The sequence below is a fragment of the Bacteroides faecis MAJ27 genome (genome assembly GCF_900106755.1).
Classification (GTDB): Bacteria; Bacteroidota; Bacteroidia; order Bacteroidales; family Bacteroidaceae; genus Bacteroides; species Bacteroides faecis.
The window spans coordinates 12,621-36,068 of the sequence record NZ_FNNN01000037.1 but is presented as its reverse complement, the minus strand read 5'-3'; the positions used below and the strand labels follow the sequence as shown (position 1 = coordinate 36,068).

Genomic DNA, 23,448 nt, shown 5'->3' with positions numbered 1-23,448 from the left:
AAGCTGGTGATGATAGGTAAATATTGGAACACTTACCTAATAGCTTGCCAATGCTACATTTATTATATCGCCTATACGGGCGCACCATCGTAATATTTTTTACCCTGCTGGAAAATCTTCTGTGCTTCCATGAAGCCGTCCAGCGTGTTCTTGGCTGTGGTGGAAGTTTGCACTATCTGCTTGGTGGTGTTAATGATACCCTGTGCCAAGTTGCCGGGGTCTGACACCACCCACTGGGCGGATGCCTTGCCGATAAAGCAAATGCACACCGCCATAAAGAGGATTATTTTCTTCATGTTCCTAATTTTTAAGTTGTTGATGATTGGGGATTACGTTTGCTTTCCGCAAGCCGCTTGATAGCCAGTTCAAGGTTGCCGCCCAGCTTGTCGGCAAGGGCGAACAGTTCCATTTTCTCGCTTTCCTCTGTAGTGTACGTGTAGTATTCGTCCAACGAAACTTCTGTGGCGTACACCGCCGACTGCGTACCACCCAGCGAAATAAAAACTTCCTTGTACTTCCGTCCGGGGTGGTTCGCCATGTTGATAGACAATATTTGCGAACGCTCCTTGTCGGTCAATCCGAGCAGGTTTTGTATGCTGTCGAACTTGTTCAGATATTTCCGCTGGTCTAACAGGATTTTGCAGTCCGAGTTGTTGATGATACTCTCTTTCACTATGGGCGAGGAAATAATATCTTCCACTTCTTGAGTTACCACAATCGCTTCCCCGAAATACTTTCTGACGGTTTTGTACAAATATTTTATGTAGTCCGCCATATTTGCGCTTGCAATCGCTTTCCACGCTTCCTCTATCAAGATTAATTTTCTTATTCCCTTTAACTTGCGCATCTTGTTGATAAAGGCTTCCATAATGATAATGGTTGTTATCGGGAATAAAATCTTGTGGTCTTTGATGTTATCCAATTCAAAGACAATAAAGCGTTTATGCAATAAATCCAGTTCCTTGTCGGAGTTCAGCAGGTAGTCATATTCACCGCCACGATAGTACGGTTCAAGCACGTTCAGAAAGTTGTCGATGTCAAAATCCTTTTCCCTGACGTTCTTTTCGGCAAGCCGCTGTCGGTAATCATCCCGGACAAACTCGTAGAACGTGTTGAAGCAGGGCGTTACCGAACGGTCATTGCCTATCCGTTCGATATAGGCACTTACCGCATTGGACAACGCCACTTCTTCCGACCGCTTGGGGGCTTCATCGTCCCGCTTCCACAGGGTGAGTATAAGGGTCTTGATACTCTCTTTCTTCTCGATGTCAAATACCCCGTCCTCGACATAGAACGGGTTGAACGCTATCGGGTTTTCGTTCGTGTAGGTGAAATAAATCCCGTCCTCGCCGTGCGTACGGTTGTGGATAAGCTGGGACAGCCCCCAATAGCTGTTGCCCGTATCTACCAGCAGCACGTGCGCACCCTGCTCGTAATACTGGCGCACCATGTGGTTGGTGAAGAAAGACTTGCCCGACCCACTCGGCCCAAGTATGAACTTGTTGCGGTTGGTCGTGATGCCTTTCTTCATGGGCAGGTCTGATATATCAATGTGCAGCGGGCGACCGCTTACCCTGTCCACCATCTTGATACCGAACGGCGAAAGCGAACTCTTGTAGTTCGTTTCTTCCACGAACAGGCAGAGAGCCTGCCCCAAAAATGTGTAGAAACTTTCCTCTGCGGGGAAGTCGGCTTCGTTGCCGGGTATGCCCGCCCAAAAGAGCGTGGGCGTATCGACCGTGTTGTGGCGTGGCTTGCACTCCATTAAGGCAAGCTGGCTTCCCACATCGTTGCGTATGCGTTTGAGTTCGTCCCGGTCGTCACTCCATGCCATGACGTTGCAGTGGCAGCGTACCGATACAAGCCCCTTGCTGTGGGCTTCGTTCAGGTACTCGTCTATCCACTCCTTGTTCACTTGGTTGGCACGGGAATAGCGGGAGAGTGATTGCATATTCCGGGCGGTCTGCTCGAAGTTTTTCAGGTTCTCGGCGTGGTCGTCTATGAAAATATACTGGTTATAGACGTGGTTACACGACAACAACACGCCCACCGGGGCGGCAAAACTTAACCTGCAATCGCTTCTATCGGTGGACAGCTTTTCAAACCGTGTATCTGTCCCGACCTTGCCGGGCAAATCTTCCACGTCCGAAAGCGTGTGCAGGCACAGTATATCGTCCCCGACACGCATTTCTTCCGGGTACAGCCCGATGTCTTTCAGGCAGGTGGTATCGGTCTGTGATAGCGAGAAGTATTTCTCGATGATGCCCGCCTTTCCGTCCTGCCCGGTGATTTCCGATGCCGCCAGCCGGGTAAGGGTGACAAACCCGCTGTCGTTCATAATTCGTTCAAACTGCCCGACCGCCTCGATGAACTTTGTTGCCGCTTCCTTGTCGGCTATCTCCTGCGGTACAATCCTGCCCCGGCAGAGGGTGGAGAAGTCACTCTGTCGGCGGCTTCTTTCCCTTGTCGTTTTCGTCAGGAACAGGTAGCAGTAATGGTTCAGAAACGGGCGTTCATTGAAATGCCGTTCAAAACTCCGGGACAGGAAACTAAGCTCGTCCCTTTCGGTATCGGGCTGGTAGTTCTCCTTGATGAAGAAGTCCTGCTTGTGTACTATGGAGTAGTCGGGCAGCACCTTGATAGCCTTGTACCATGCCGAATGTATGGCTTCGTACTCGGCACTGGTGACGGTGAACAGTTCGGGCAGTTCCACCCGGAAAGCCACCGTGATGTCGGCATCCTTTGAAATGATGCAGCCGTTCTCCACCGCCAAAAGGGGAAACTTCCTCTCCAGCGTGGTAGCCTTTAATGTATTCCTCATGTTCTTTCTTCCTTTCTTCTTTTGTAGTTGAACAGTCGGGGTATCGCCTTTCGGCTGATAATGAAGCGGGGGTGTCTTTTGCGGGCGGCAGCTTTCATCAGCCCGTGTGTACCGTATCGGGCATTCAGCCGGAACGTCTGCCACACGAGCAGCAGCGAAGCCGACACGATGAAACCGATACATAGCCACTGGTTCACGCCTGCCATGAACAGGACGATGAACGCCACGAAGACGGCAAGCAAGCCGCCTGCAAAAATGAAAAGGTACTGGCTTTTCAGCCCCTTGAACTCCACCGGCTTTCCGATACCCCTGTTTACCGGATATTCAGACATAGCCGCTGGTTTATAGGAAGAACGACCGCAGGATAGTGGCGGCGACAATCAGGAAGATACACGCCCCGAACCAACTGGCGGCGGTCTTTGAGGTATCGGGGTCGCCGCTTGAAAATTTGTTATATACTTTTACCCCGCCAATCAAGCCGCAGACCGCCCCGATTGCGTACACTAATTTTGTTCCGGGGTCGAAATACCCGGTGATTAGGTTCGTGGCTTCGGTGATGCCCGCCTGCCCGTTGCCCTGTGCGTAGGCACTTACCGCAGCGGCAAGGATAGCCGCCGACAAAAAGATTTTCTTTTTCATTGCGAATTGGATTTTAATGCCGGGGTAGCGGGTGGATAGTCCGCTGTCACCCGGCTGATGAATAACTTGAAATTTTAGTGGCTGCGGCACGGATGCCGTCTGTTGGTTTTAGGGTTGCCAATCAACCGTAATCACGCTGTTTCATGTTGTCAGTCTTATACATTATTATATTAAAGGAAGTCGTTCATGTCGAACGCTTCGTGTTCCTTGCTTGTATTGCCAGTTCCGGCAGGGACAGCAGCCGTAGCCAGTTCCGCTTCGTTGCGCCCCAGCAGTTCCGCTACCTTTGCCAGCCCGCCGTTGATGTTCTCCACCACCGCATCGTAGAGGTTCGTCCCCTCAATACTTGCCAGTGTCCCGGCGGCTTGCCGCTGTTCCGCTTCGGTGGGGTTATCGGCGTTCGCCGTGCGTACCGCTTCGCCCAGTTCGTCAAAGCTCACGCCCGTAGCCCGCCCGGTATCATCGTCACCGTCCATGTACCCGGCTATTTCCTCGTCCTCGTAGTCGGGTTCGTCATTCTCGTAACCGGGCGTTTCTTCCGCTTCGGGTGTTGCTTCCGAAATGTTTTCTTCCGACTGTTCGCCAGCTTGCGGCGCAAAAATAGTATCATTTCCAGCAGTTTGCGGGAGGTGTCCCGATTTGTCCTGCGCTGTCCCGATTAGTCCACTCTTGTATCGGCTTTCACCTACCAGCGTGTAACTTGAAACCTTATTTTGTGGAAGTGACACATCATCCGCTTTGCTCGTTGATGTCCGGCTGTCCGTGTAGCGATACCACAGCCACAGGGCGATATAGTACACCGCCAGCCCGGTAAGTATGCAATAGATTACCATAATCAGACAGGCTTTTGGAAGTGGCTTTCGTACAGGGTGTTTATCTCGTCTTGGTACTGCTCGAAGTGGCGCAGTAGAATGTTCTCCACGTAGCTGCTTACCGTCACCTTGCGCCCGCCTATCACCGTCACGATACGCATCAGCTTCTCGTGGGTGGTTCGGCTCACGTACAAGGGCTGTCGGTCTGCCAGTTCCACTTTCTGAAAGTAGGTTTCCCGGTAGTCGTCCGTGCCGCCCTTGCGCTTGCGGTTTGTCGGTTTCTCCACCCGTACCGTTTCAGTCTGCCGTCCCTCATGGGCGGTTTCCGTTTCGCCGCCGGGCTGCGGTGCATCATCCGGCTGGTTCTCCCGCTTGGCAGGCACGCCCTGCGAGATAAGTTCTTTCATGAAATCCTCGTCTATCTTCGGCATACCGCCGCTTTGCTTTGCCATATCACTGTAATTTGATGTAATACACTATTTCCGTTATCAGTTCTTCCAAGTTGCTTCCCCTTACCAGCGGGCGGCTGGCGGGAAAGAGCGTGGAGCGGAACACCGCCTTTTTATCTGCTACCAGTTCCTTTTTGTAGCGTTTGGTATCGGGGATAAAGGTTTTCATCAGCGGCAGTTTCAGTTCCTTAATGGTCTTGTCGTAGGCGGTGTAAAGGTCTGTTTTCTCCCTACCGTCCACCATGTTCCAAAAGAGGTACAGCCCGGCAAGTCGGCAGGCTTCATTCTTCACTAATAGCTTTTGGATAGCCATTGCGAACGACAGGCTGCTTTCCAGCACCACCTTGTCGGCGGAAATGGGGGTGAAAATGTAGTCCATGCCCGCAAGGGAGTTTATCACGCCCTCGCTGTTCACCGTGCCGGGCAGGTCGAAAAACACTATATCCGGCACGTGTCCGGCGGCTATATGTTCGTCAGCCGTTGCAATCGCCTTTTCAGGTGAACTGCACAATACCGGGTAGGCTTTCTTCCCCAGCCGGGTGAACTGTTCATACGCCATTCGCTTGTAATCTTCATCCGCCCCGACCTGCTCGGCATCCCGCTTTCGCATCCCGGCAATGGAGTGTTGTGGGTAGTCACAATCGACCACCGCCACATCGTAGCCTTTGAGGTAATAGAGGTAACTCGCCGCCAGTACGGTAAAGGTGGTTTTGCCGACCCCGCCCTTTTGGGTGGAAAAGGCGACATAAAGGGGTGTTTTCTCGTTTTCCATATTGCTTTCGTTCATTATTGGTTGATAGATAGATTTATTTATTGCTTTCAATCATTCTTTCCATATTGCAATCTTGAAATATTGAAAGACTGTTTTATTTCAATCTTGTTTTCCAGCTTTCATTCTTTCTTGGAATATTGAAATCCTGCAATCATGCTTTCAATCATTCTTTCCTGATTGGAATATTTCTTTCAATCTTGCTTTCAATCTTGAAATCCGATGCAAAAAAAGGGAGAAAAAACGTCCCCTGAAAACCTTGTCCCGTTTTGTCCTGCGCTGTCCCGATTTGTCCACCAACCACCTATTTTACAGCATTATAAATCACCGTTACTTTGCAGCGGAGTAACGAACCGCTGGGGGCAGAGGGGTAAAACAGGGCTGGTTAATGGCAGGGCTTACCGTTTCACGCTAACCCCAATCCGTCCGTGACGGATTTCGATTTTCGTCAGAAAATAGCAAGGTGTGTTTTGTAGCATACAAAACCGTTTTCCGTGCCTGAAAACGCCTTGCCCCTTGCGGGGGTAAAAATCACTCCGAAGTCGTAATTTTTTAATCCAAAGAAGTATGGAAACAAGAAAACCCAACAAGGGCGGTCGCCCCGCCCTCGCAGACCCGGCGAAGCACCGCCATGTCCTTTACCTGAACGACCGGGAGAACGCCCGCTTTCTCTCGCAGTGGGAGCAGTCGGGCGTTACGAGCAAGTCCCGTTTCATCGCCGCCCGGCTGTTCGGCGAGCCGTTCCGGGTGGTGAAAGTGGACAAGTCGGCAGTAGAATATTGCGCCCGGCTGACCGAATTTTACGCCCAGTTCCGGGCGGTAGCGGTCAATTACAACCAAGTTGTAAAGGCGTTGCACGGCAACTTTTCGGAGAAAAAAGCACTGGCTTTTCTCTATAAATTGGAGAAAGCGACCACTGAACTGGCTATGTTGAACCGTCAGGTTATCGACCTGACAAACGAGTGCAAGGAACTATGGTTGCCCAAATAAGCACGGGCGGCAATATGTTCGGCGCACTGGCATACAACCAAAACAAAGTGGACAGCGAGGAAGCAAAGGTGCTTTTCTCCAACCGGATGCTGTTAAGCGAGGACGGGAATTTCTCTATCGGCGAGTGTATGCGCAGCTTTGAAATGCAGATGCCCGTCCAGCTATCCACCAAGAAGCCGATACTTCATATTTCCATAAATCCACACCCGGAAGACGTGCTTTCGGACAGCCAACTTTCTGACATCGCACGGGAGTATATGCGGAAATTGGGCTATGGCGACCAGCCTTATTTGGTGTACAAGCATACCGACATCGACCGCCACCATATCCACATCGTAGGGTTGCGGGTGGACGAGAACGGCAGACCGCTGAATGACAGGTTCGAGCATCGGCGCAGCAAGCAAATCACCCGTGAATTGGAGCAGAAATATAACCTGCACCCGGCAGAGAAGAAAGCAAGGACGGAACGCCCGGAACTTAAAAAGGTGGACTACACCGCCGGGGACGTGAAGCACCAAATCGGCAATACCGTGAAAGCGGCTTGCTACGGCTACCGTTTCCAGTCGTTCGGGGAGTACAAGGCTTTGCTTGCCACCTATAATATATGTGCCGAGGAAGTCAAAGGCGAGGTAAACGGCAAACCCTATCAGGGCATTGTCTATTCCGCTACCAATGACAAGGGCGAAAAGGTGGGCAACCCGGTAAAGGCATCCCGCATCGGTAAGTCGGTGGGCTATGAAGCGGTGCAACGCAGAATGGAGAAATCGGGCGAAGCAATCAAGAATGGGAAACTGAAAGAGCGCACCCGGAAGATTGTAGCCGATGCCGTGAGGAATACCCGCAGCCGCAAGGAACTGGAGCGGGAACTAAAGAAGCAGGGCATTGACGTGGTATTTCGTCAGAACGACAGCGGGCGCATCTATGGCGTTACGTTCATCGACCACGACAGCCGGGTGGTGCTGAACGGTTCACGGTTGGGCAAGGAGTATTCGGCGAATGTGTTCAACGACCTGCATTCCGATGAAAGAAAAACGGATATACGGCAGGAACAATCCCCACATCAGGAACAGTCGGACTTCATGCCGAAAGCAGACATCGTTTCAGGTATAGCATCCGTGCTGGGTGCTTTCAGCGGTTTACTGGGTGGTGGTTCATCCGCTGGTGACGAGCCGCAGGACACCGCCCAAAAGAGAAAGAAGAAGAAAAAGAAGCGCACAAGGCGCATCGAATAACCAAAAAACATAACAATCATGCAACAAGAAGATGATTTAAGAGGGCTTGCAAGGGTCATGGACTTTATGCGGGCTGTCAGTATTCTATTCGTGGGAATAAACGTGTACTGGTTCTGTTACTCCACCCTGAAAGAGTGGGGAGTAACTTTTGAGGTGATAGACAAGATACTGTGGAAATTCCAGCGTACCACCGGGCTGTTCTCCTCTATCTTGTGGACGAAACTTTTCTCCGTGATGTTCCTCGCCCTGTCGTGTATCGGCACTAAGGGCGTGAAAGAGGAAAAGATAACGTGGACGAAGATACATTGCAGCCTTACAGTGGGTATGGTGCTGTTCTTCCTGAACTGGTGGCTGCTGGAACTTCCCCTGCCACACACGGCAGGTACGGTGTTGTATATCGCCACGCTGTCGGTGGGCTATATCTGTATGCTCATGGCGGGCACATGGATGTCCCGGCTTTTGAAGAACAACCTTATGGAAGATGTCTTTAACATGGAGAACGAAAGTTTTCAGCAGGAAACAAGGCTTATCGAGAACGAGTATTCCGTAAACCTGCCGACCCGGTTCTATTATAACAAGAAATGGAATAACGGTTGGGTGAACGTGGTAAACCCGTTCCGTGCCAGTCTTGTACTGGGAACGCCGGGCAGCGGTAAGTCATACGCCGTGGTAAACAACTACATAAAACAGCAGATAGAGAAAGGTTTTGCACTCTATCTGTATGATTATAAGTTTCCCGACCTTTCAGAAATCGCTTACAATCATTTACTTAACCACTTGAACGACTACAAGGTAAAGCCAAAATTTTACGTTATCAATTTTGACGACCCCCGTAAGAGCCACCGATGCAACCCGATAAACGCCAACTTCATGTCGGACATTGCGGATGCCTATGAAGCCAGCTACACGATTATGCTTAACCTTAATCGCAGTTGGATAAGCAAGCAGGGTGACTTTTTCGTGGAAAGCCCGATTATCCTGCTTGCAAGTATAATTTGGTATCTCCGTATCTATCAGGGCGGTAAGTATTGCACGTTTCCCCATGCCATAGAACTGCTGAACAAGAAATATGCTGATGTTTTCACGATTTTACGCAGCTATCCCGAACTGGAAAACTACCTTTCCCCGTTCGTAGATGCTTGGGAATCTGATGCCCAAGAGCAGTTGCAGGGGCAGATAGCCAGTGCGAAAATCCCGCTTTCCCGCATGATAAGCCCGGCACTTTACTGGGTAATGACAGGTGATGATTTTTCACTGGACATCAATAACCCAGCAGAGCCTAAAATACTGGTTGTCGGCAACAATCCCGACCGTCAGAACATCTATTCGGCGGCACTGGGGCTGTATAATTCCCGTATCGTGAAGCTGATAAACAAGAAAGGGCAGCTTAAAAGTTCGGTGATAATAGATGAACTACCGACCATATATTTTCGTGGGCTTGACAATCTGATTGCAACCGCCCGAAGCAACAAGGTAGCGGTTCTGCTGGGCTTTCAGGATTACAGCCAGCTAACCCGTGACTACGGGGACAAGGAAAGCCGGGTGATACAAAATACTGTGGGTAACGTGTTTAGCGGTCAGGTAGTCGGCGAAACGGCAAAAATCCTATCGGAGCGTTTCGGAAAGGTGTTGCAGAAACGGCAGAGCATGACGATAAACCAGCGGGAGAAATCCACCTCAATAAGCACCCAAATGGACAGCCTGATACCCGCCAGCAAAATATCCAACCTCACGCAAGGCATGTTCGTGGGTGCGGTAGCGGACAACTTCGATGAACGGATAGAGCAGAAGATTTTCCACTGTGAAATCGTGGTGGACAATGAAAAGGTGAAGCGGGAAACCGCCCGCTACGTGAAACTTCCGCAAATAATTGACTTTACGGATAAGGACGGAAACGACCGGATGCAGGAAGAGATACAAGCCAACTACGACCGCATCCGGCAGGAAGTCCGGCAGATAGTTGAGGACGAGATAACCCGTATCAAGAACGACCCGGAGCTATGCCACCTGATAAAAGAGGAAGAATAACCAATATTCTTTCCTGATACATAGGATTTTTACTAATTTTGCAGACAACGAAATAATTATGAATGAAAACCAAAATATAGAATGGAAAGAAAGCTGGCGTGACGAGTATCTGAAATGGATATGCGGTTTTGCCAACGCCACAGGCGGCAAGATATATATAGGTATGAATGACAGCGGTAAGGTAGTCGGCGTTGCCGATGCCGACAAACTGCTGGAAGACATACCGAACAAAGTGCGTGACGTGCTGGGCATCATCGTGGACGTGAACCTGCTGGAAGAAAACGGGCTGAAATATGTCGAGATTGACGTGCCGCCTTATTCAAACCCTATCAATTACAAAGGTCAGTACCATTACCGCAGCGGCAGCACGAAGCAGGAGTTGAAAGGTGCGGCATTGAACCGCTTTATCCTGCAACGTACTGGCAGGCATTGGGATGAATTTCCCGTAGAGTGGGCAGGCATAGAGGAACTTTCCACCAGCGCATTAGACCGTTTCCGCAAGGAAGCGGCGAGAAGCGGACGTGTGGATGAAAATGTGTTGAAAGATACAGCCGAAAACCTGTTGCACGATTTGCGGCTGATAGATGCCCAAACCAAATGCCCGACCCGTGCAGCCTTGCTGTTGTTCCACCCTGACCCGGAACGCTTTGTGACCGGGGCGTATATCAAGATAGGTTTCTTCCGGGACGATAAAGGTAACTTGGAGTTTCAGGACGAGGTTCACGGCTCTTTAATGGAACAGGTGGATAAGGCTATGGATTTGATAAAGACCAAATACCTGATTTATCACATTTCATACGAGGGTATTTCCCGGCGTGAAACACCGCAGTTCCCGGTGGAAGCTGTCAGGGAGTCACTGATGAATGCCATAGCCCATAAAGATTATGCCAGTGCCGTACCGATACAGATTAGCGTGTTCCCCGACCACATCACTTTTTGGAACGCCGGGCAGTTGCCGGAGAACTGGACAACCGAGAAACTTTTTGAAAGTCACCCGTCCACTCCCTATAATCCGCTAATCGCCAACGCCTTTTTCAGAAGCGGGGACATTGAAAGCTGGGGACGTGGTTACAAGCGTATTTTGGAAGCGGTCAGCGCATACAAGCTGTTGCCGCCCAAACTTGAAATGTTAAGCGGTCTGATGATTACCTATTATACCGATATACGTTCGCAGCTATTGGCGCAGCGGGCAGATGAAAGGTTTATACCTATTATCGAATATGCAGCCCAAAATGGAAGTGTTACCAATTCGGACGTTCAAAGAATATTGAATACCAATAGAACCACCGCTTACCGTTTGTTGCAACAAATGGAAACGTGGTTGGAAATGCAGGGCGTTACTGGCAAAAACACATATTATACAATCAAAGGTTTACCAAACGCTTCACAAACGCTCCAAAAATAAGCTGTTTTTTAGCTTTGATTTTTATATATAGCTTATTATAAAGTGTTTGCTAAAATCACAAACGCTTCATAAACGTTTCACAAATGGCTCATCTAAAGAGAGTGATTAACTTCGCTCTCTTTTTTTATGCCCGTTTCCAATTCTGCAACCATTAATTGCAGTAATTTATCCTACCCGGACAAATCGGGACAGCGCAGGACAAATACGGACACTCCTTTCCACCTATCCAAATATAGCATATTTAGTCGCTACCTTTGAGCGGGACTATTCCCGTAACCACTAAAATTCCAATTATTTATGGCAAACAGAATGACCCCGCCCGCAGAGGGGCAGGAAAAAGACGTGCTGCTGGTCTTGGATAAACAGCAGGGAAAAGTGAGTGCCGTTAAAGGCTTCGACAAGGAGGGTAATTTGCAGACTGTATCGCCCACCGCCGCACACGGCGGCGAGTTCATGCAGGTGGACAAGAACAGCGATGTGTTCAGCAACTTCCTTTCCAACTTCTACCGCAAGTATCAGGACACATCCGGGCTGGAACTTTTCAGCGTGAGGGCTTCCGAAGCGGAGCGTAACGCAAAGGCAATCGAGGACAATCACCGCAACCCGACACCGGAGGACAGTAAACGAACGGAAATGCTTCGAGTGCCGAAGCCAGACTTTCACGAGTTCAAGCAGGGCTACCGCTTCGACCCGGCAAAAATCGACTGGGAGAATCTGAAAAAAGTCGGCATCACCGCCGACACCCTGAAAAACACGAAAGACTTCGACCGGGTGATGCGTGGCTACAAGTCCCGCAATACCTACACCATTTCGGGAACGGTGGGTGGCTTTTACCTGAAACCTACCGATGTCAAGCTCTCTTTCTATCAGGCTAAGGACGGCACGGTAGTACCCAAGTTGCATGGCGTCCAGCAGGACGAAAAGCTGTTGCAACGCCCGTTCCATGAACACGACTTCACCAAGCAGGAACAGGGCAACTTGCAGGGTACTGGCAACTTGGGCGGCATCGCAAAAATCAAAGACCCGAAAAGCGGCGAACAAATCCCCGTGTTCGTCAGCCGGGACAGGTACACGCACGAACTGGAGTACATGCGGGCAGACAAATGGAAATGCCCCGATACAATCTGTAACGTGAAAGTCAGCCTGGAACAGAAAGCCGCCTTTGAAGCCGGGCAAGCGGTCAAAATGGAAAACCTGCAATTCAGGGACGGCATGAAGCGCAGTGCCTATCTACAGGTCAGCGCAGTGGAGCGTGGCTTGGAGTTCCTGCCCCGTGCCGCCGTCCAGTTCTTGCAGCAGGGACAGCAGCAGGTAGCCGGGCTAAAGGACGGGCAGGGCGTTGAGTTCAACGGTCATGTGCAGTCCGGCGCACAAGGCAAATCACCCGACAAGGTGCAGCCGAAAGACGTTACCCCCGCCGCCGAGAGCCGGACACAGGTAGCGGTCAATACAGAGGGCAAGACCAACGAAGCCACCAAGCAGGGAAAAGAGCCGTTGAAACAGGGGCAGCAAAAGCCTACCGCCAAGCAGAAAGAGAAGCAGGACAAGGCGCAAGACAAGAGTTTGAAAGCGGACAAGCCCAAGAAGTCCAAAGGAATGAAAATGTAGTACCCACCCTTAAAAAGTAAAGAATTATGATTGCATTGATAGCAGAGAAGCCCAGCGTGGCAAAAGACATCGCCCGCATCATCGGAGCGACACAGAAGAATGACGGTTATCTTTCCGGCAACGGGTATATGGTGACATGGGCGTTCGGCCACTTAATCCAGCTTGCCATGCCGGAAGCCTACGGCGTGGCGAACTTCCGCAGGGAGAGCCTGCCCATACTGCCGCCCGATTTCCAGCTAATCCCCCGTCAGGTGAAAGCCGAGAAAGGTTACAAGGCAGACCCCGGCGTGTTGAAACAGTTGAAAGTGATTAAAGAGGTATTCGACCAGTGCGACAAGATTATTGTCGCCACCGATGCCGGGCGTGAGGGCGAATTGATACACCGCTACATCTATAACTATTTGGGCTGTACCAAGCCTTTTGTGCGCCTGTGGATAAGCAGCCTTACCGACAAGGCAATCCGTGAGGGGCTGGATAACTTGCAGCCGGGAGAGCGTTACGACAACCTCTACCTCTCTGCCAAGTCCCGCAGCGAAGCGGACTGGCTAATAGGGATAAACGCCACCCAAGCGTTGAGCGTAGCCGCCGGGCAGGGGGTGTTTTCGCTGGGCAGGGTGCAGACCCCCACGCTCGTGATGATATGCAGCCGCTATTTGGAAAACAAGAACTTTGTCCCGACCAAGTTTTGGCAACTCAAAGCCGATACCGCCAGCGGTAGAATCAGTTTCACCGCCCAATCTACCGCCAAGTGGGAGCAGCAGCCCGAAGCCATAGCCGCCCTGCAACGGGTAAAGGATACCGGGCAGCTTGCGGTGAAGTCCGTTGAAAGGAAAGAAACCAGCCAAGAACCGCCCCTTTTGTATGACCTTACCACGCTACAAAAGGAAGCGAACACGAAACTGAACTTTTCGGCGGACAAGACCCTTTCCATAGCGCAAAGCCTGTACGAAAAGAAAGTGATGTCATACCCCCGAACCGGGAGCCGCTATATCCCGGAGGACGTTTTTGATGAAATGCCGGAACGTGTCGCCATGCTGGGGCAGTACCCCCGCTTTGCTGGATATGCCGCCGGATTGAACGGCGTAACGCTGAACCGCCGTAGCGTGAATGACGGCAAAGTGACCGACCACCACGCCTTAATCGTGACTGAAAACCTGCCCGGTGAACTCTCCAAAGACGAACGGGCGGTTTACGAACTGGTAGCCGGGCGTATGCTGGAAGCCTTTTCGGGCAGGTGCGTGAAAGACGTAACCACCGCTGTGCTGTCTGCCGGAGATACCGACTTCACGGTGAAAGGGTCGGTGATGAAAGAAGCAGGCTGGCGTGCCGTGTTCGGCGAGCAGGAACCGGGCGGAGATGAAGAAGCCGCCAGCCTGCCGCCGCTTCAAGAGGGCGAAAGCCTGCCTATTTCCAACGTGGAACTGTTGGAGAAACAGACCAAGCCGAAACCGCTGCACACGGAAAGCAGTCTGCTTGCCGCAATGGAAAACGCAGGCAAGGAACTGGAGGATGCCGAACTGAAAGCCAGCTTGAAAGATGCCGGGATAGGTACACCCGCCACCCGTGCGGCGATTATCGAAACGCTGTTCACCCGCCAGTACATCGTGCGTGAGAAGAAGAACCTTGTACCCACCGACAAGGGGCTTGCCGTTTACAGGATTGTCAAGGACAAGAAGATTGCCGATGTCGAAATGACGGGTATGTGGGAAACCGCCCTTTCCAAGATAGAAGCGGGAAACATGGATGCCGACACGTTCCGAAAGGGTATCGAGGTGTACGCCGCCCAAATCACGGCGGAACTGCTTTCGGTACAATTATCTGTTGCGGGCAGTGAAACCTGTCCCTGCCCCAAATGCAATAACGGGCGCATCCTGTTTTACCCGAAAGTGGCAAAATGTTCCAACGTGGACTGTACGCTTACCATATTCCGCAACAAGTGCGACAAGCAGCTTTCCGACAAACAGATTGTCGAGCTGGTGACGAAACGCAAGACCGGGTTAATCAAGGGCTTCAAGGGCAAGAACGGCAAGGCTTTCGATGCTTCGCTGGTGCTGGACGAACAGTTCAATGTCGCCTTTTCATTTCCCGAGAAGAAAGGAAAACCGAAGAAATAGCCTATCTTTACCGCTGAAATTTCATTGTGATAGGTTTTGCCACTTATGATAATTGAAATTTTAGTGGTTGCGCCCGGAGGGAAACCGGGCGCATTTTTTATACGCTCCCGCCAAACAGGTAGGTCGAACAGACCACCCCGTTATCCAGCACCCTGCTTTCCGACAGTTTCCATTCCGAGCCTAATGTTTCCCCGATGAAACCGATACCCTTGCCCACCATGACGGGGACAGTGTAGATAGTCAGGCTATCCAACAGTCCGGCTTTTATCAGCGAAGTAAGCAGCTTGCCGCCGCCCACCACCAGCATGTCATTTTCCTGTTTCAGTTCATAGACCCTTTGCAGCGGTTCTTCGGTCAGGAACTCCACACCGCAGTCCGGTGTCACGTTGGTATCGTAGTGTGACACCACAAAAGACCGCTTGCTTTTGTGCGGCCACCCGCCCCAGTGTTCAAAGATGTAGTTGTAGGTGTTCGCCCCCATAAGCAGGCAGCTTGCGGCGGCGTGTTCCCTTGCCGCCAGTTCCTTGACATCACGGGGCATCCAGTCCAGTTCATAGTCCGGCGTGGCGGTATGCCCGTCCAGCGATACGGCGATGTGCGCTTTGATTTGTTCCATATTGTCAGGTATTAAAGTGATATAAATCCCTACTGTCTTGGCACGTTAGCCGCCACCCCAAAAAGAAAGCGTGGCATGACGCTGTTTCAAAGTAGAGGTACTGGCATACCCAAAAGAGGAAACAGTGCAGCCACGCTATGACAAACGCATAGCATATCCTGCGCTGAATATCCCCTCTTTTTGAAAAGTGCCAGTTTTCTACTTTGGGACGTTCGGCGAACGTATATGTTATATATAAAGGCAATATTCCGGCAACCGCCGTTCAACTGCCGTTACTTTTCGTGTAACTTCTGCAAAGTTAAGCAAATACCCTGAATTTTCACGTGCAAACAGAAAAAATCCTGCCGTGTTTCACAACAGGGCAGGACACAAGCACTTAAAAATACACAAGTTCAGCCCATACGCCTACGGGCAGCTTGCGTTCCTTTGAAGATTATATGAACCGATGATAAAACAACTTTGGTTCGCCGTGTCTTTGGTGATGATGTCCCTTTCCCGCATGAAGCGGATATAGCTCTTTGCGGTGCGTTCCTTGATGTCCAAAACCTGCTGCAACTGCTCGCAAAGGTCTATGTAAGTGATGCGTGTCTGCCGCCCGAAGATGTCACGGGCTACGTTCACCAGTTCCCTTTCCTTGCGCTTCTCCTTTTCTTCACGGGGCTTTTCCCCCTTGTACACGTGCATCCCGGCTTTCTTGTCCCATGCAAAGAGCATCAGAGGAACGTCCAGCGGGCTTCCTTCCCTTACTTTCAGGGCTTTCACTACCGACTGCGTGGGTTCTTCGTCTTTCTCTATTGAAAGGATAGTAGCCGCCTTGCGTTGCAATTCGCTACCCAAATGCCCACGTAACTTTAATCCGTTAGGAACGAAGTGCAGCACACAAAGAATACACGTGTTATAGATGCCCGCCAGCCGATAGAGTTCATCTATCACCGCCACGCTTTCCGCTTCATCGTTGGCACTCTTTACAAGGTCGGCGATGCCATCAATGACGACCAACTGGATGCCGCCGTACTGGTAGTAGAACTTATCCATGCTCTGCACAATGGCGTTCAGGCGTTCTTTGCGTGACATACCCGTCAGGCAGAACGCTTTCAGTTCATCGGGTTTGTCCGGCTGTTTGGCTCGTGCCAGCAGGTTGCTTACATTCTTGAACAGTTGCACTTCCGACTGTTCTGTGTCATAGAGCAAGACCGCCTTGTGTCTGCCGTTGGCGGTTATCTGTATTCCCAGCGTATCTACTTCCGCACCAGCCGGGCAGATGCAGCCCGCCACGATTGCGGCTACATAATTGCTCTTGCCCGTTCCCTCGCCCCCGGTGATGCCGAACAGGTTGCCTTGTGTTCCTAACGGAACGTCACCCGCCGAAATAATCTCTTGCGCTTTGGCGGGCGGGTTGTTGAAATCTATCTCGCACGATTTTAGCATAATCAATGTGTCGCTATACAGGTTGTCTAAAAATTCGATAAACAGTTTCAGGAAATCTTCACGGGTGTTCCCGGCTTTGAAGTAGTCGGAAATGTCCTTTTCCTCTTTCGTACCCGGAAGCGGCAGGAGCAGGCGTTTCACTCCAAATTCTTCCAACAGTTTTTCCTGCTTGCATGAACTTTCCCTGCCCGTCTTGTCCATGTCAAAGAGCAGGACGATGTGCTTGAATCGGAACGTCAGCCGATATACCAGCGTGGGCGGTATAGTCACCGTTTCGCTGTTGAAGCAGATAGCGTGAAAACCGTGTGCAGCCAGCGAAAGCACGTCTTTCTCGCCGCCCGTGATGAAGAGCGTGTCGCCTTTTGCTGGCAGTTGCTCCAGCCCGAAGCAGTAGTTTTCGCCGAAGCTGCCGCCATAGAGGAAGCGGGGCGTGGAGAACGGGCGGTACAGCTTGATGTGCTGTTTGCCCTTGTAGCCGTACATGGGTTCTGCCACCGATGAAGTGTAGGTGTACGGTTTGCCCTCTGCCGTTTCGCTGTGATACTCCCGGAGCGAACAGACCTTGTAACGTTCCAGCAGTTCGGGCGTGATGCCGTACTGTTGCCAGTACACCAGTTCGGCAAGCGGAAACTTCTGTTCCCGGAACTGGTAGGGCTTGACGGGCTTTTCGGGTGTTTCTTCGGTTTTGCCCGATACTGTCCGGTGGACGGTTGCCGGAGGAATGGAAACAGGAGTGCCGGAAGCCAGCCCCAAGCCTAAATCCCGGTCGATGATTTCCAGTATCTCCACGAAGTCAGCCGCCCGGTTGCAGTCCAGCCCCTTTAACTGCCCCACGAGGAAGAAACAGTCGCCGCTGTAACTGTCGTTGCCGAAGTCTTTCATCTTGTAGATGCTGCTCCGGCGGTCGAAGTAGATGTTGCAGGAAGCCTTGCTGTCCTCGTACAGCGGGTTAAGGAAGTTGCGACCTATGCGCCAGTTTCCGGGCAGGTAGTGTTTGAATATCGCCAGCCCGTTACTTGTTCTTTCTAAGATTTCCTCTTTCCTTAGCATACAGTTGGTGGTTGGTTATCAGGTTGTCGATGTTCTCTTTGTTGCTCCTTATCAGGCGTTCTTCCAGCATCCGGCGTATCTCGCTGACCTTGTAGAAATAGCGTCCCCTGATGTTGGAATAGGCGATAGTACCCGACACCCGCAGGCGTTGTAGGGTCTTTTCGCTTATTTTCAGAAACGTGCAGACCTCATAGCTGTCCACCCACATATCTTCTTCACTTTGCTTTGCCATTTCCGCATGATTGAAGATGTAATCGGCAATAGCGGTAATCTTGTTGTCCAGTTCCTTATAGGCTTTGGACTCGAATGTTATTATTTCCATAATGGTAACTAATTGATTTGCCGCAAAATTGCATCTTTCTGTAAGATAAAAAATACAAGGTTCTACCAACTTGGTTGAAATTTTTTTCAGGGTGATTTTAGGGGTGAAAAATAGTTTTTATTCCTATTCATGTGCTCCATTTGTATAAAAAGAAAAACTACCACGTTGGTAGTAACTTGGTAGTTTTTCAATCAGCTAAAGTACTTATTTACAAATCATCATCCATGCGCTTTTGCAGTTGCTCCATTATGAATGTGAAAAAAGCCGTTCGGTCTTTCTTCCGGTTTTTAAGGCTAAGATATGTTCGGTAATAGTCGCCCAGCTCTATGTCAAAGGCAGTTTCGACAAATGCCATAACCTCTTTTATTGTAGCGTTGCCATAATTCAGCGTTTTAGCGGCAAACAATCCATATCCCCATTCTATCGCTTCCGATTTTGTGCCAGTCCATTTCAGTTTGAAGTCCGACAATGATATTTTTATATCGTTTGTCAGTTGCTTTTTCTCTAATAACTGTAATCGCTGATTTAGGTAAATACGCAACATTTCATTGGCTAATATCTTGGCTACCGTATAGTCGTACCCTGTTGAAAAATTCGGGTCTTTATCGAATTGTGCGCTATCAGCGCATAGCCGAATATCTGCCTTCCCTCGTACAAAGTAGTATTTATCATACATGGTAGAGTGTGAACGATAATACTGGTAAAAGTCCAAATTCCGATTGAAGAAATAGGTCAGATTATCCAGTTCTGCGATAAGATGCTTTCTGATAACTTCGTTACTCCCATTAGGACATTGCATTTCTATACGACATATTTTGTGGAAATAGAGAAGCCGCCCCAATAGTTCCGGTTTTTGAACTTTGAAAAAGCGTATTTCATCCTCTTGTGTGGGGAAAGTGTAGGTTTGCAATTCATTTCTTAACCCAGTGATGATACTTTGTAAGTGACGTACTATTGAAAGAGAGGTTTCGATAATATCATTGCCGTAGAGGTCGATTTTAGCAATCTCTACATCTATTTCCGATAGGAGTTTATCAAAATCTTCTTTCATTTTATTGAATAACCTTATTCTATTTCTTCTCTTTTTGTAACTCCTTAAAGATACGTTCCAAATCATATCCATGCGGATTGGAAATTTGGAAATGTCCGCTTTCTAAGGGGATATTAATCAGAGGGGCAGTTATCACTGTGTCATTGAAAACGAAAGCGATACGCTTTCCTATACTCTTTTTTGTGGCTTCTCTCCATATAGGCGATTTATTTTGGAGGAAGACACCGGTAATGACCGAGTGTCCAAAAGCATCAGTTTCCAAACGTAAAGTATCGAAATCCTTAACAGTAAGGAAAGGTGTTAGTGAAAGGCTGTCTGTAGTCTGTGATGTTACGTAGTACCAGCCGTTTATCCGGTGAAAAGATTTTGTCTGCATACAAGCTGTCATTAGTAGGCAGAAAAAGAGAATTGTTGAAATCTTCATATCCGCTATTTTTAGGTTAATACATCTTCTCCAATGTCCACACCATCTTATTGGGATTATAGGCTTCCATTACGAGGTGTGTTCCTGTGTATTCCAGCACCGTCCATGGACCTGCTATGTTGTCGAACGTGATGATTTTTCCATTTACTTGGTAAGTAAAATCTGTGTTCCACATATATCCGTCTTCTTCGTTCGTTCTTGTATAAATGCCTTCTGATTCGTTGGTAAATTGAAGAATGGATTGTTTTGTGTAGTCTATCTCATCTTCGATATTGTACACGGTCATTTGCGCTTGCCAAGTAGTTTGCTTCAAGGCTTCGGGGGTGAAGACAGAAGTAGGAGCATCGTCGTTACTACAATTTGTCAGACATAACATGGCGCAAATAATAAATGTGGAAAGCACCATACATAAAGTAATTTTCTTTTTCATCTTATCTCTTTTAAATGATTGGCAATAATTATATGTTTCTCTCCATAGGGATACTAACAATACCTTTATTAATCTCTTTTTCACCCACTTTTTTGAAGCCTAAAGATGTATAAAAAGTTTCTGCATAGGTTGAAGAATTAACTGTTATATAAGTAAAATTACAATTGCTCATCATATAGTCAAATAACAATGTTCCTATTCCTCGCCGATGATAGTGCGGCAAGACAAAGAAGAGGGATATATGTTGCCTTTCCCGATGTACACCGATTATTCCTATCAATAGATGATTGTCAAAAGCACCATATATGTCAAGCGTATTCATCAACGATGTGTCATACACGAAGCTTTTAAAGGTTTCAATACCTTCTTGGGTGAAATCATTCCTTTCCATGCATACTTGATAAGATAAATCGGCAGCATTGTTATATTCTTCTTGTGTTAATTTACGTATCATATCAATATTATTAAATAGTGAATGCAAAATACGGAAGAATAAATAAAAAAGGTCTTGACAATTGTCAAGACCCTAATATAAAGTATGTTAAAGGATAAGTTATTTCTTCAGTTTGCAACGTATACGACTAACAGTTTCCGGTGTGACTTGCAAGAAAGAGGCTATCTCTTTTAACGTAATATATTCTTGAATGTCGGGACATCTGTTCAATAAATCAAGATAAAGTTCTTCCGTAGTTTTACAGTACATATCCAATAATCTATGATACATTAACGAGTAGGATTGTTCGACAAGAGCGCACTTTATTTGTGCTGTCTCGGCATTTGTAGCAAAAAAATCCTCTAACTTTGAATACGGTAGATAGTAAATCTTTGAATCGCAAACAGCTTCAATTGTTACTAATGACGGTTGATTAGGTTCTATAAGTGTACATAAACTTCCTGCAAATTCTTCGGAGAAAGTATATCCTACTATATGTATATTTCCTCTTTCATCCACACGGGTATATCTCAATAAACCGTTTTCAATATAAGCCCCCCGGCAGTTCATTTTACCTTGAATAGAGAACTGTTCGCCCTTTTTGAGTTCGATATAAGTGCCATGTTCCAAAAAGAACAGCTTTAGCTGTTCTAATTTCGAATGGTTGGCAAATTGCAAATTAAATTGTTTCATGTTAAATCATTCATTTATTGAAATCATTAGTTCACACAAAATTATAGCAAATTCGCTAAATGACAAAATTTAGTGCAAGGTGCAAGTATATATTTATATATATAGCTTGCACCTTGCACTAATCGCAGAAGATTTATTATCAATGATTTGCGTATTTCAAAAGAAAGACTTATCTTTGAACCCGAAAGTTAGGCAGACAAACAGCGGTCAAAGTTGGACAAGCCCAACGTCTGAAAATCGTTACTGTTTCGTTACCTATTTGAAATTTTGGAATATAAGACATTGTAGCATAAGTGGTTAGAGTTATAGGTTCAAAAACCTCTCTCTCCGCAATAAATACTGATTATCAGTGGTTTATAAAGAATACACCCGATTTTACACCCGATAATGTAAAATTGGGTGTTTTTGTTTTATTTAAGATTTGAAAATATTTCAAATTCTGCATAAGTCACTTCTTTCGTATCTCTATAGAATGTTTTATAAATACGATATTTACCCGGACGGTTAGGGACTTCGGAAGTGTATAGTTTGATTGTTTGCTGATGAGGGGGATATTTAGGAAGTAATACCCAACCAATATCTTCAAAGGCTGGACTGGTGGGTAATGCTTCCCATTGTTGGTTACTATTGTTATAAAAAGCAAGGCTATAATCGTTTCCACATGTATATTTTTGTTGTGAGTGATTGAAGACTGCTATTTTTACTTCCGTAGTTGATAGCGGATAGCGAGCGTATTCTGCGTGCATGGAAAGCGAATCGGGATTTAGGTTTTTCCCAGTTGGAATGTTACGCGAAACAGGTCGCAGGACAAAAGATGTTGATTGCGACGGTTGCTTAGCTTCTGTTGTCGGAATAATTTCAATATTCATTGTGATATCTGTCATTATATTGAACTCCAATAATGGAGAGTCAACAATTTCTTTCTTGAATGCAGATTTAAAAAACTCAAAAGAATCTTCCGGTATATCTTGGAAGTCAATAGATATTTTATCTTTGGTTAGCCCAGCTCCAAAACAATGAAAGCGTTGTTGCAAAATGGTGTCAATTTTAATAATGCTATCCACATACTTATGTAAAGCATATAGTTCTTTTTGCAAACAAATACTATCCCTTTTGTCTTTTTGCCCTTTCTTGGAAGAGCCGGAATAACAAGAACAAAGAAGTGTTAATGATACGAGTAATAAATGTTTCATGATTGCTATTATTTGAGTTTAAAAGCTACAGGAACTGTGTATTTCACCTTTACCGCTTTCCCTTTTAGTGTACCGGGTTTCCATTGAGGAAGCATTTTTATGAGACGTAGTGCCTCGTTATCTAAAGAAGGCTCAACACTTCTCACAATGTTAGGTTCTATTATGTAACCGTTTTCATCTACAATAAACTGAACTGCAACCCTTCCTTGTATTCCTTCCGTTTGTGCTTTGGTTGGATATTTCATATTATCATTGATAAATTGTAACAATTTATCTATACCACCGGGAAATTCGGGCATTTGGTCGATTACATTATAGATTGGTGGGTAAACGGCTTCTTCTTCTGATGGTAATAAAGTGTCATTTAATTGGCTATAGGGATGTCTTTTGAAAAGTTCAATCATATTATCTTGTAATTGAAATTCAGTCATTAAAGTATATTCTTTACTATATCTTCTTACTGTAAGAAAAAAACGATAACGACCGGGAGTATGCCTGAATAATTCTGCATTGTAATAATATTTATTACCTTGCCAAAGTATAATTTCTTCATCAAATACAACAAGCTGCATAGGAACATCCCTCCATATTCCTTTTTCATCCTCATAAGTGTAGCTGTAATATCCTCCAAAGCCAATATCAGTACCACTATTGTTGTGCAATATGAAAGTGACTTGTTTTTGTTTTGTGGAATAAATTGGGAATTCAGGGTGTAAAGAAAGTCCCAGCGTATCATTTATTCCAACCGTATTGTTTATGAGAGTTTGCGGAACTTTTTCTTGTTTAGGCTTGTTTGCACATCCTATCAGTAACAAACAAAATAGGCATAAATTTATCGCTTTCATAGTTCGAACTATTTATAGAGTGAAACAATGTATCTACACAGGGATAAAGGAAGAAAACTTCTTTTGAATATAGTTCTCTTCCTTTCTTGGTATAGT

22 protein-coding genes and 1 pseudogene are annotated in these 23,448 nt (G+C 47.6%); 6 read left to right on the top strand and 17 right to left on the bottom strand.

Features of this window, described 5'->3' with window-relative positions:
• Nucleotides 1-86 precede the first annotated feature (86 nt).
• The 7 genes and pseudogenes from BLW31_RS21835 to BLW31_RS21805 all read right to left on the bottom strand — a co-directional run.
• Nucleotides 87-296: pseudogene (locus BLW31_RS21835) on the bottom strand (DUF4141 domain-containing protein); the annotation flags it as partial.
• Between the two features lie 11 nt (nucleotides 297-307).
• The gene (locus tag BLW31_RS21830) at nucleotides 308-2,821 is read right to left on the bottom strand and encodes a TraG family conjugative transposon ATPase (protein ID WP_004294829.1); all 2,514 of its coding nucleotides are present in this window, start codon (nucleotides 2,819-2,821) and stop codon (nucleotides 308-310) included.
• Nucleotides 2,818-3,153 carry a DUF4133 domain-containing protein gene (locus BLW31_RS21825; protein ID WP_004294828.1) on the bottom strand — a complete coding sequence of 112 codons (336 nt, stop codon included), beginning with the start codon at nucleotides 3,151-3,153 and terminating at the stop codon, nucleotides 2,818-2,820. The genes BLW31_RS21830 and BLW31_RS21825 overlap by 4 nt, the downstream gene beginning before the upstream one ends.
• 10 nt (nucleotides 3,154-3,163) lie before the next feature.
• A complete protein-coding gene (locus BLW31_RS21820; RefSeq protein ID WP_005856081.1) occupies nucleotides 3,164-3,460 on the bottom strand; it encodes a DUF4134 domain-containing protein in 297 nt (98 codons plus the stop codon).
• Nucleotides 3,461-3,630: 170 nt separating this feature from the next.
• Complete coding sequence (locus BLW31_RS21815) at nucleotides 3,631-4,293, bottom strand: hypothetical protein (protein WP_004294826.1); 663 nt, start codon at nucleotides 4,291-4,293, stop codon at nucleotides 3,631-3,633.
• A 2-nt stretch (nucleotides 4,294-4,295) separates the two neighbouring features.
• On the bottom strand, nucleotides 4,296-4,724 hold the full coding sequence (locus BLW31_RS21810; RefSeq protein WP_004294825.1) for a DUF3408 domain-containing protein: 429 nt from the start codon (nucleotides 4,722-4,724) through the stop codon (nucleotides 4,296-4,298).
• Between the two features lies 1 nt (nucleotide 4,725).
• Nucleotides 4,726-5,508 (bottom strand): ParA family protein, encoded by a 783-nt coding sequence (locus tag BLW31_RS21805; RefSeq protein WP_004294824.1) that lies wholly within the window; start codon nucleotides 5,506-5,508, stop codon nucleotides 4,726-4,728.
• Nucleotides 5,509-6,057: 549 nt separating this feature from the next.
• On the opposite strand from BLW31_RS21805, the gene mobA reads away from it, so the two are divergent.
• From mobA to BLW31_RS21765, 6 genes are all read left to right on the top strand, one after another.
• Nucleotides 6,058-6,480, top strand: a complete 423-nt coding sequence (mobA, locus tag BLW31_RS21795; RefSeq protein WP_004294823.1) for a conjugal transfer protein MobA — start codon at nucleotides 6,058-6,060, stop codon at nucleotides 6,478-6,480.
• On the top strand, nucleotides 6,465-7,712 hold the full coding sequence (gene mobB / locus BLW31_RS21790; RefSeq protein ID WP_004294822.1) for a conjugal transfer protein MobB: 1,248 nt from the start codon (nucleotides 6,465-6,467) through the stop codon (nucleotides 7,710-7,712). The genes mobA and mobB overlap by 16 nt, the downstream gene beginning before the upstream one ends.
• Nucleotides 7,713-7,730: 18 nt before the next feature.
• A complete protein-coding gene (gene mobC, locus BLW31_RS21785) occupies nucleotides 7,731-9,740 on the top strand; it encodes a conjugal transfer protein MobC (protein WP_004294821.1) in 2,010 nt (669 codons plus the stop codon).
• A gap of 58 nt (nucleotides 9,741-9,798) precedes the next feature.
• The gene (locus BLW31_RS21780) at nucleotides 9,799-11,145 is read left to right on the top strand and encodes an RNA-binding domain-containing protein (RefSeq protein ID WP_004294820.1); all 1,347 of its coding nucleotides are present in this window, start codon (nucleotides 9,799-9,801) and stop codon (nucleotides 11,143-11,145) included.
• A 297-nt stretch (nucleotides 11,146-11,442) separates the two neighbouring features.
• Complete coding sequence (locus tag BLW31_RS21770) at nucleotides 11,443-12,753, top strand: DUF3945 domain-containing protein (protein ID WP_004294819.1); 1,311 nt, start codon at nucleotides 11,443-11,445, stop codon at nucleotides 12,751-12,753.
• A gap of 26 nt (nucleotides 12,754-12,779) precedes the next feature.
• Complete coding sequence (locus tag BLW31_RS21765; protein WP_004294818.1) at nucleotides 12,780-14,867, top strand: type IA DNA topoisomerase; 2,088 nt, start codon at nucleotides 12,780-12,782, stop codon at nucleotides 14,865-14,867.
• Nucleotides 14,868-14,964: 97 nt separating this feature from the next.
• On the opposite strand, the gene BLW31_RS21760 is transcribed toward BLW31_RS21765, so the two are convergent.
• From BLW31_RS21760 to BLW31_RS21710, 10 genes are all read right to left on the bottom strand, one after another.
• Nucleotides 14,965-15,483, bottom strand: coding sequence for a dihydrofolate reductase family protein (locus tag BLW31_RS21760; RefSeq protein WP_004294817.1), 519 nt, complete (start codon nucleotides 15,481-15,483; stop codon nucleotides 14,965-14,967).
• A 405-nt stretch (nucleotides 15,484-15,888) separates the two neighbouring features.
• Complete coding sequence (locus BLW31_RS21750) at nucleotides 15,889-17,961, bottom strand: bifunctional DNA primase/helicase (RefSeq protein ID WP_004294816.1); 2,073 nt, start codon at nucleotides 17,959-17,961, stop codon at nucleotides 15,889-15,891.
• Nucleotides 17,924-18,283, bottom strand: a complete 360-nt coding sequence (locus BLW31_RS21745; protein ID WP_004294815.1) for a helix-turn-helix domain-containing protein — start codon at nucleotides 18,281-18,283, stop codon at nucleotides 17,924-17,926. Before BLW31_RS21745 ends, BLW31_RS21750 begins: the two co-directional genes overlap by 38 nt.
• Nucleotides 18,284-18,491: 208 nt before the next feature.
• Complete coding sequence (locus tag BLW31_RS21740; RefSeq protein WP_004308742.1) at nucleotides 18,492-19,334, bottom strand: RteC domain-containing protein; 843 nt, start codon at nucleotides 19,332-19,334, stop codon at nucleotides 18,492-18,494.
• 19 nt (nucleotides 19,335-19,353) lie between these two features.
• Entirely contained in the window at nucleotides 19,354-19,758 is a 405-nt protein-coding gene (locus BLW31_RS21735) for a SecDF P1 head subdomain-containing protein (RefSeq protein WP_004308741.1), read from the bottom strand.
• Between the two features lie 16 nt (nucleotides 19,759-19,774).
• Entirely contained in the window at nucleotides 19,775-20,188 is a 414-nt protein-coding gene (locus BLW31_RS21730; RefSeq protein WP_004294812.1) for a hypothetical protein, read from the bottom strand.
• A 28-nt stretch (nucleotides 20,189-20,216) separates the two neighbouring features.
• Entirely contained in the window at nucleotides 20,217-20,642 is a 426-nt protein-coding gene (locus BLW31_RS21725; protein WP_004294811.1) for a GNAT family N-acetyltransferase, read from the bottom strand.
• Between the two features lie 99 nt (nucleotides 20,643-20,741).
• On the bottom strand, nucleotides 20,742-21,314 hold the full coding sequence (locus BLW31_RS21720; RefSeq protein WP_004294810.1) for a Crp/Fnr family transcriptional regulator: 573 nt from the start codon (nucleotides 21,312-21,314) through the stop codon (nucleotides 20,742-20,744).
• A 410-nt stretch (nucleotides 21,315-21,724) separates the two neighbouring features.
• Entirely contained in the window at nucleotides 21,725-22,507 is a 783-nt protein-coding gene (locus tag BLW31_RS21715) for an immunoglobulin-like domain-containing protein (protein ID WP_010537340.1), read from the bottom strand.
• An 8-nt stretch (nucleotides 22,508-22,515) separates the two neighbouring features.
• Entirely contained in the window at nucleotides 22,516-23,352 is an 837-nt protein-coding gene (locus BLW31_RS21710; protein ID WP_010537341.1) for an energy transducer TonB, read from the bottom strand.
• Nucleotides 23,353-23,448: the final 96 nt, after the last annotated feature.

Excerpts from the sequence above, each read along its gene's own strand:
- BLW31_RS21710 (WP_010537341.1), bottom strand. The coding sequence starts at position 23,352 with ATGAAAGCGATAAATTTATGCCTATTTTGTTTGTTACTGATAGGATGT.
- BLW31_RS21805 (WP_004294824.1), bottom strand. The coding sequence starts at position 5,508 with ATGAACGAAAGCAATATGGAAAACGAGAAAACACCCCTTTATGTCGCC.
- mobB (WP_004294822.1), top strand. The coding sequence starts at position 6,465 with ATGGTTGCCCAAATAAGCACGGGCGGCAATATGTTCGGCGCACTGGCA.
- BLW31_RS21720 (WP_004294810.1), bottom strand. The coding sequence starts at position 21,314 with ATGAAACAATTTAATTTGCAATTTGCCAACCATTCGAAATTAGAACAG.
- BLW31_RS21730 (WP_004294812.1), bottom strand. The coding sequence starts at position 20,188 with ATGAAAAAGAAAATTACTTTATGTATGGTGCTTTCCACATTTATTATT.
- BLW31_RS21820 (WP_005856081.1), bottom strand. The coding sequence starts at position 3,460 with ATGAAAAAGAAAATCTTTTTGTCGGCGGCTATCCTTGCCGCTGCGGTA.
- BLW31_RS21770 (WP_004294819.1), top strand. The coding sequence starts at position 11,443 with ATGGCAAACAGAATGACCCCGCCCGCAGAGGGGCAGGAAAAAGACGTG.
- BLW31_RS21815 (WP_004294826.1), bottom strand. The coding sequence starts at position 4,293 with ATGGTAATCTATTGCATACTTACCGGGCTGGCGGTGTACTATATCGCC.
- BLW31_RS21810 (WP_004294825.1), bottom strand. The coding sequence starts at position 4,724 with ATGGCAAAGCAAAGCGGCGGTATGCCGAAGATAGACGAGGATTTCATG.
- mobA (WP_004294823.1), top strand. The coding sequence starts at position 6,058 with ATGGAAACAAGAAAACCCAACAAGGGCGGTCGCCCCGCCCTCGCAGAC.
- BLW31_RS21765 (WP_004294818.1), top strand. The coding sequence starts at position 12,780 with ATGATTGCATTGATAGCAGAGAAGCCCAGCGTGGCAAAAGACATCGCC.
- BLW31_RS21735 (WP_004308741.1), bottom strand. The coding sequence starts at position 19,758 with ATGAAGATTTCAACAATTCTCTTTTTCTGCCTACTAATGACAGCTTGT.
- BLW31_RS21725 (WP_004294811.1), bottom strand. The coding sequence starts at position 20,642 with ATGATACGTAAATTAACACAAGAAGAATATAACAATGCTGCCGATTTA.
- BLW31_RS21715 (WP_010537340.1), bottom strand. The coding sequence starts at position 22,507 with ATGAAACATTTATTACTCGTATCATTAACACTTCTTTGTTCTTGTTAT.
- mobC (WP_004294821.1), top strand. The coding sequence starts at position 7,731 with ATGCAACAAGAAGATGATTTAAGAGGGCTTGCAAGGGTCATGGACTTT.
- BLW31_RS21745 (WP_004294815.1), bottom strand. The coding sequence starts at position 18,283 with ATGGAAATAATAACATTCGAGTCCAAAGCCTATAAGGAACTGGACAAC.
- BLW31_RS21760 (WP_004294817.1), bottom strand. The coding sequence starts at position 15,483 with ATGGAACAAATCAAAGCGCACATCGCCGTATCGCTGGACGGGCATACC.
- BLW31_RS21780 (WP_004294820.1), top strand. The coding sequence starts at position 9,799 with ATGAATGAAAACCAAAATATAGAATGGAAAGAAAGCTGGCGTGACGAG.
- BLW31_RS21830 (WP_004294829.1), bottom strand. The coding sequence starts at position 2,821 with ATGAGGAATACATTAAAGGCTACCACGCTGGAGAGGAAGTTTCCCCTT.
- BLW31_RS21750 (WP_004294816.1), bottom strand. The coding sequence starts at position 17,961 with ATGCTAAGGAAAGAGGAAATCTTAGAAAGAACAAGTAACGGGCTGGCG.
- BLW31_RS21825 (WP_004294828.1), bottom strand. The coding sequence starts at position 3,153 with ATGTCTGAATATCCGGTAAACAGGGGTATCGGAAAGCCGGTGGAGTTC.
- BLW31_RS21740 (WP_004308742.1), bottom strand. The coding sequence starts at position 19,334 with ATGAAAGAAGATTTTGATAAACTCCTATCGGAAATAGATGTAGAGATT.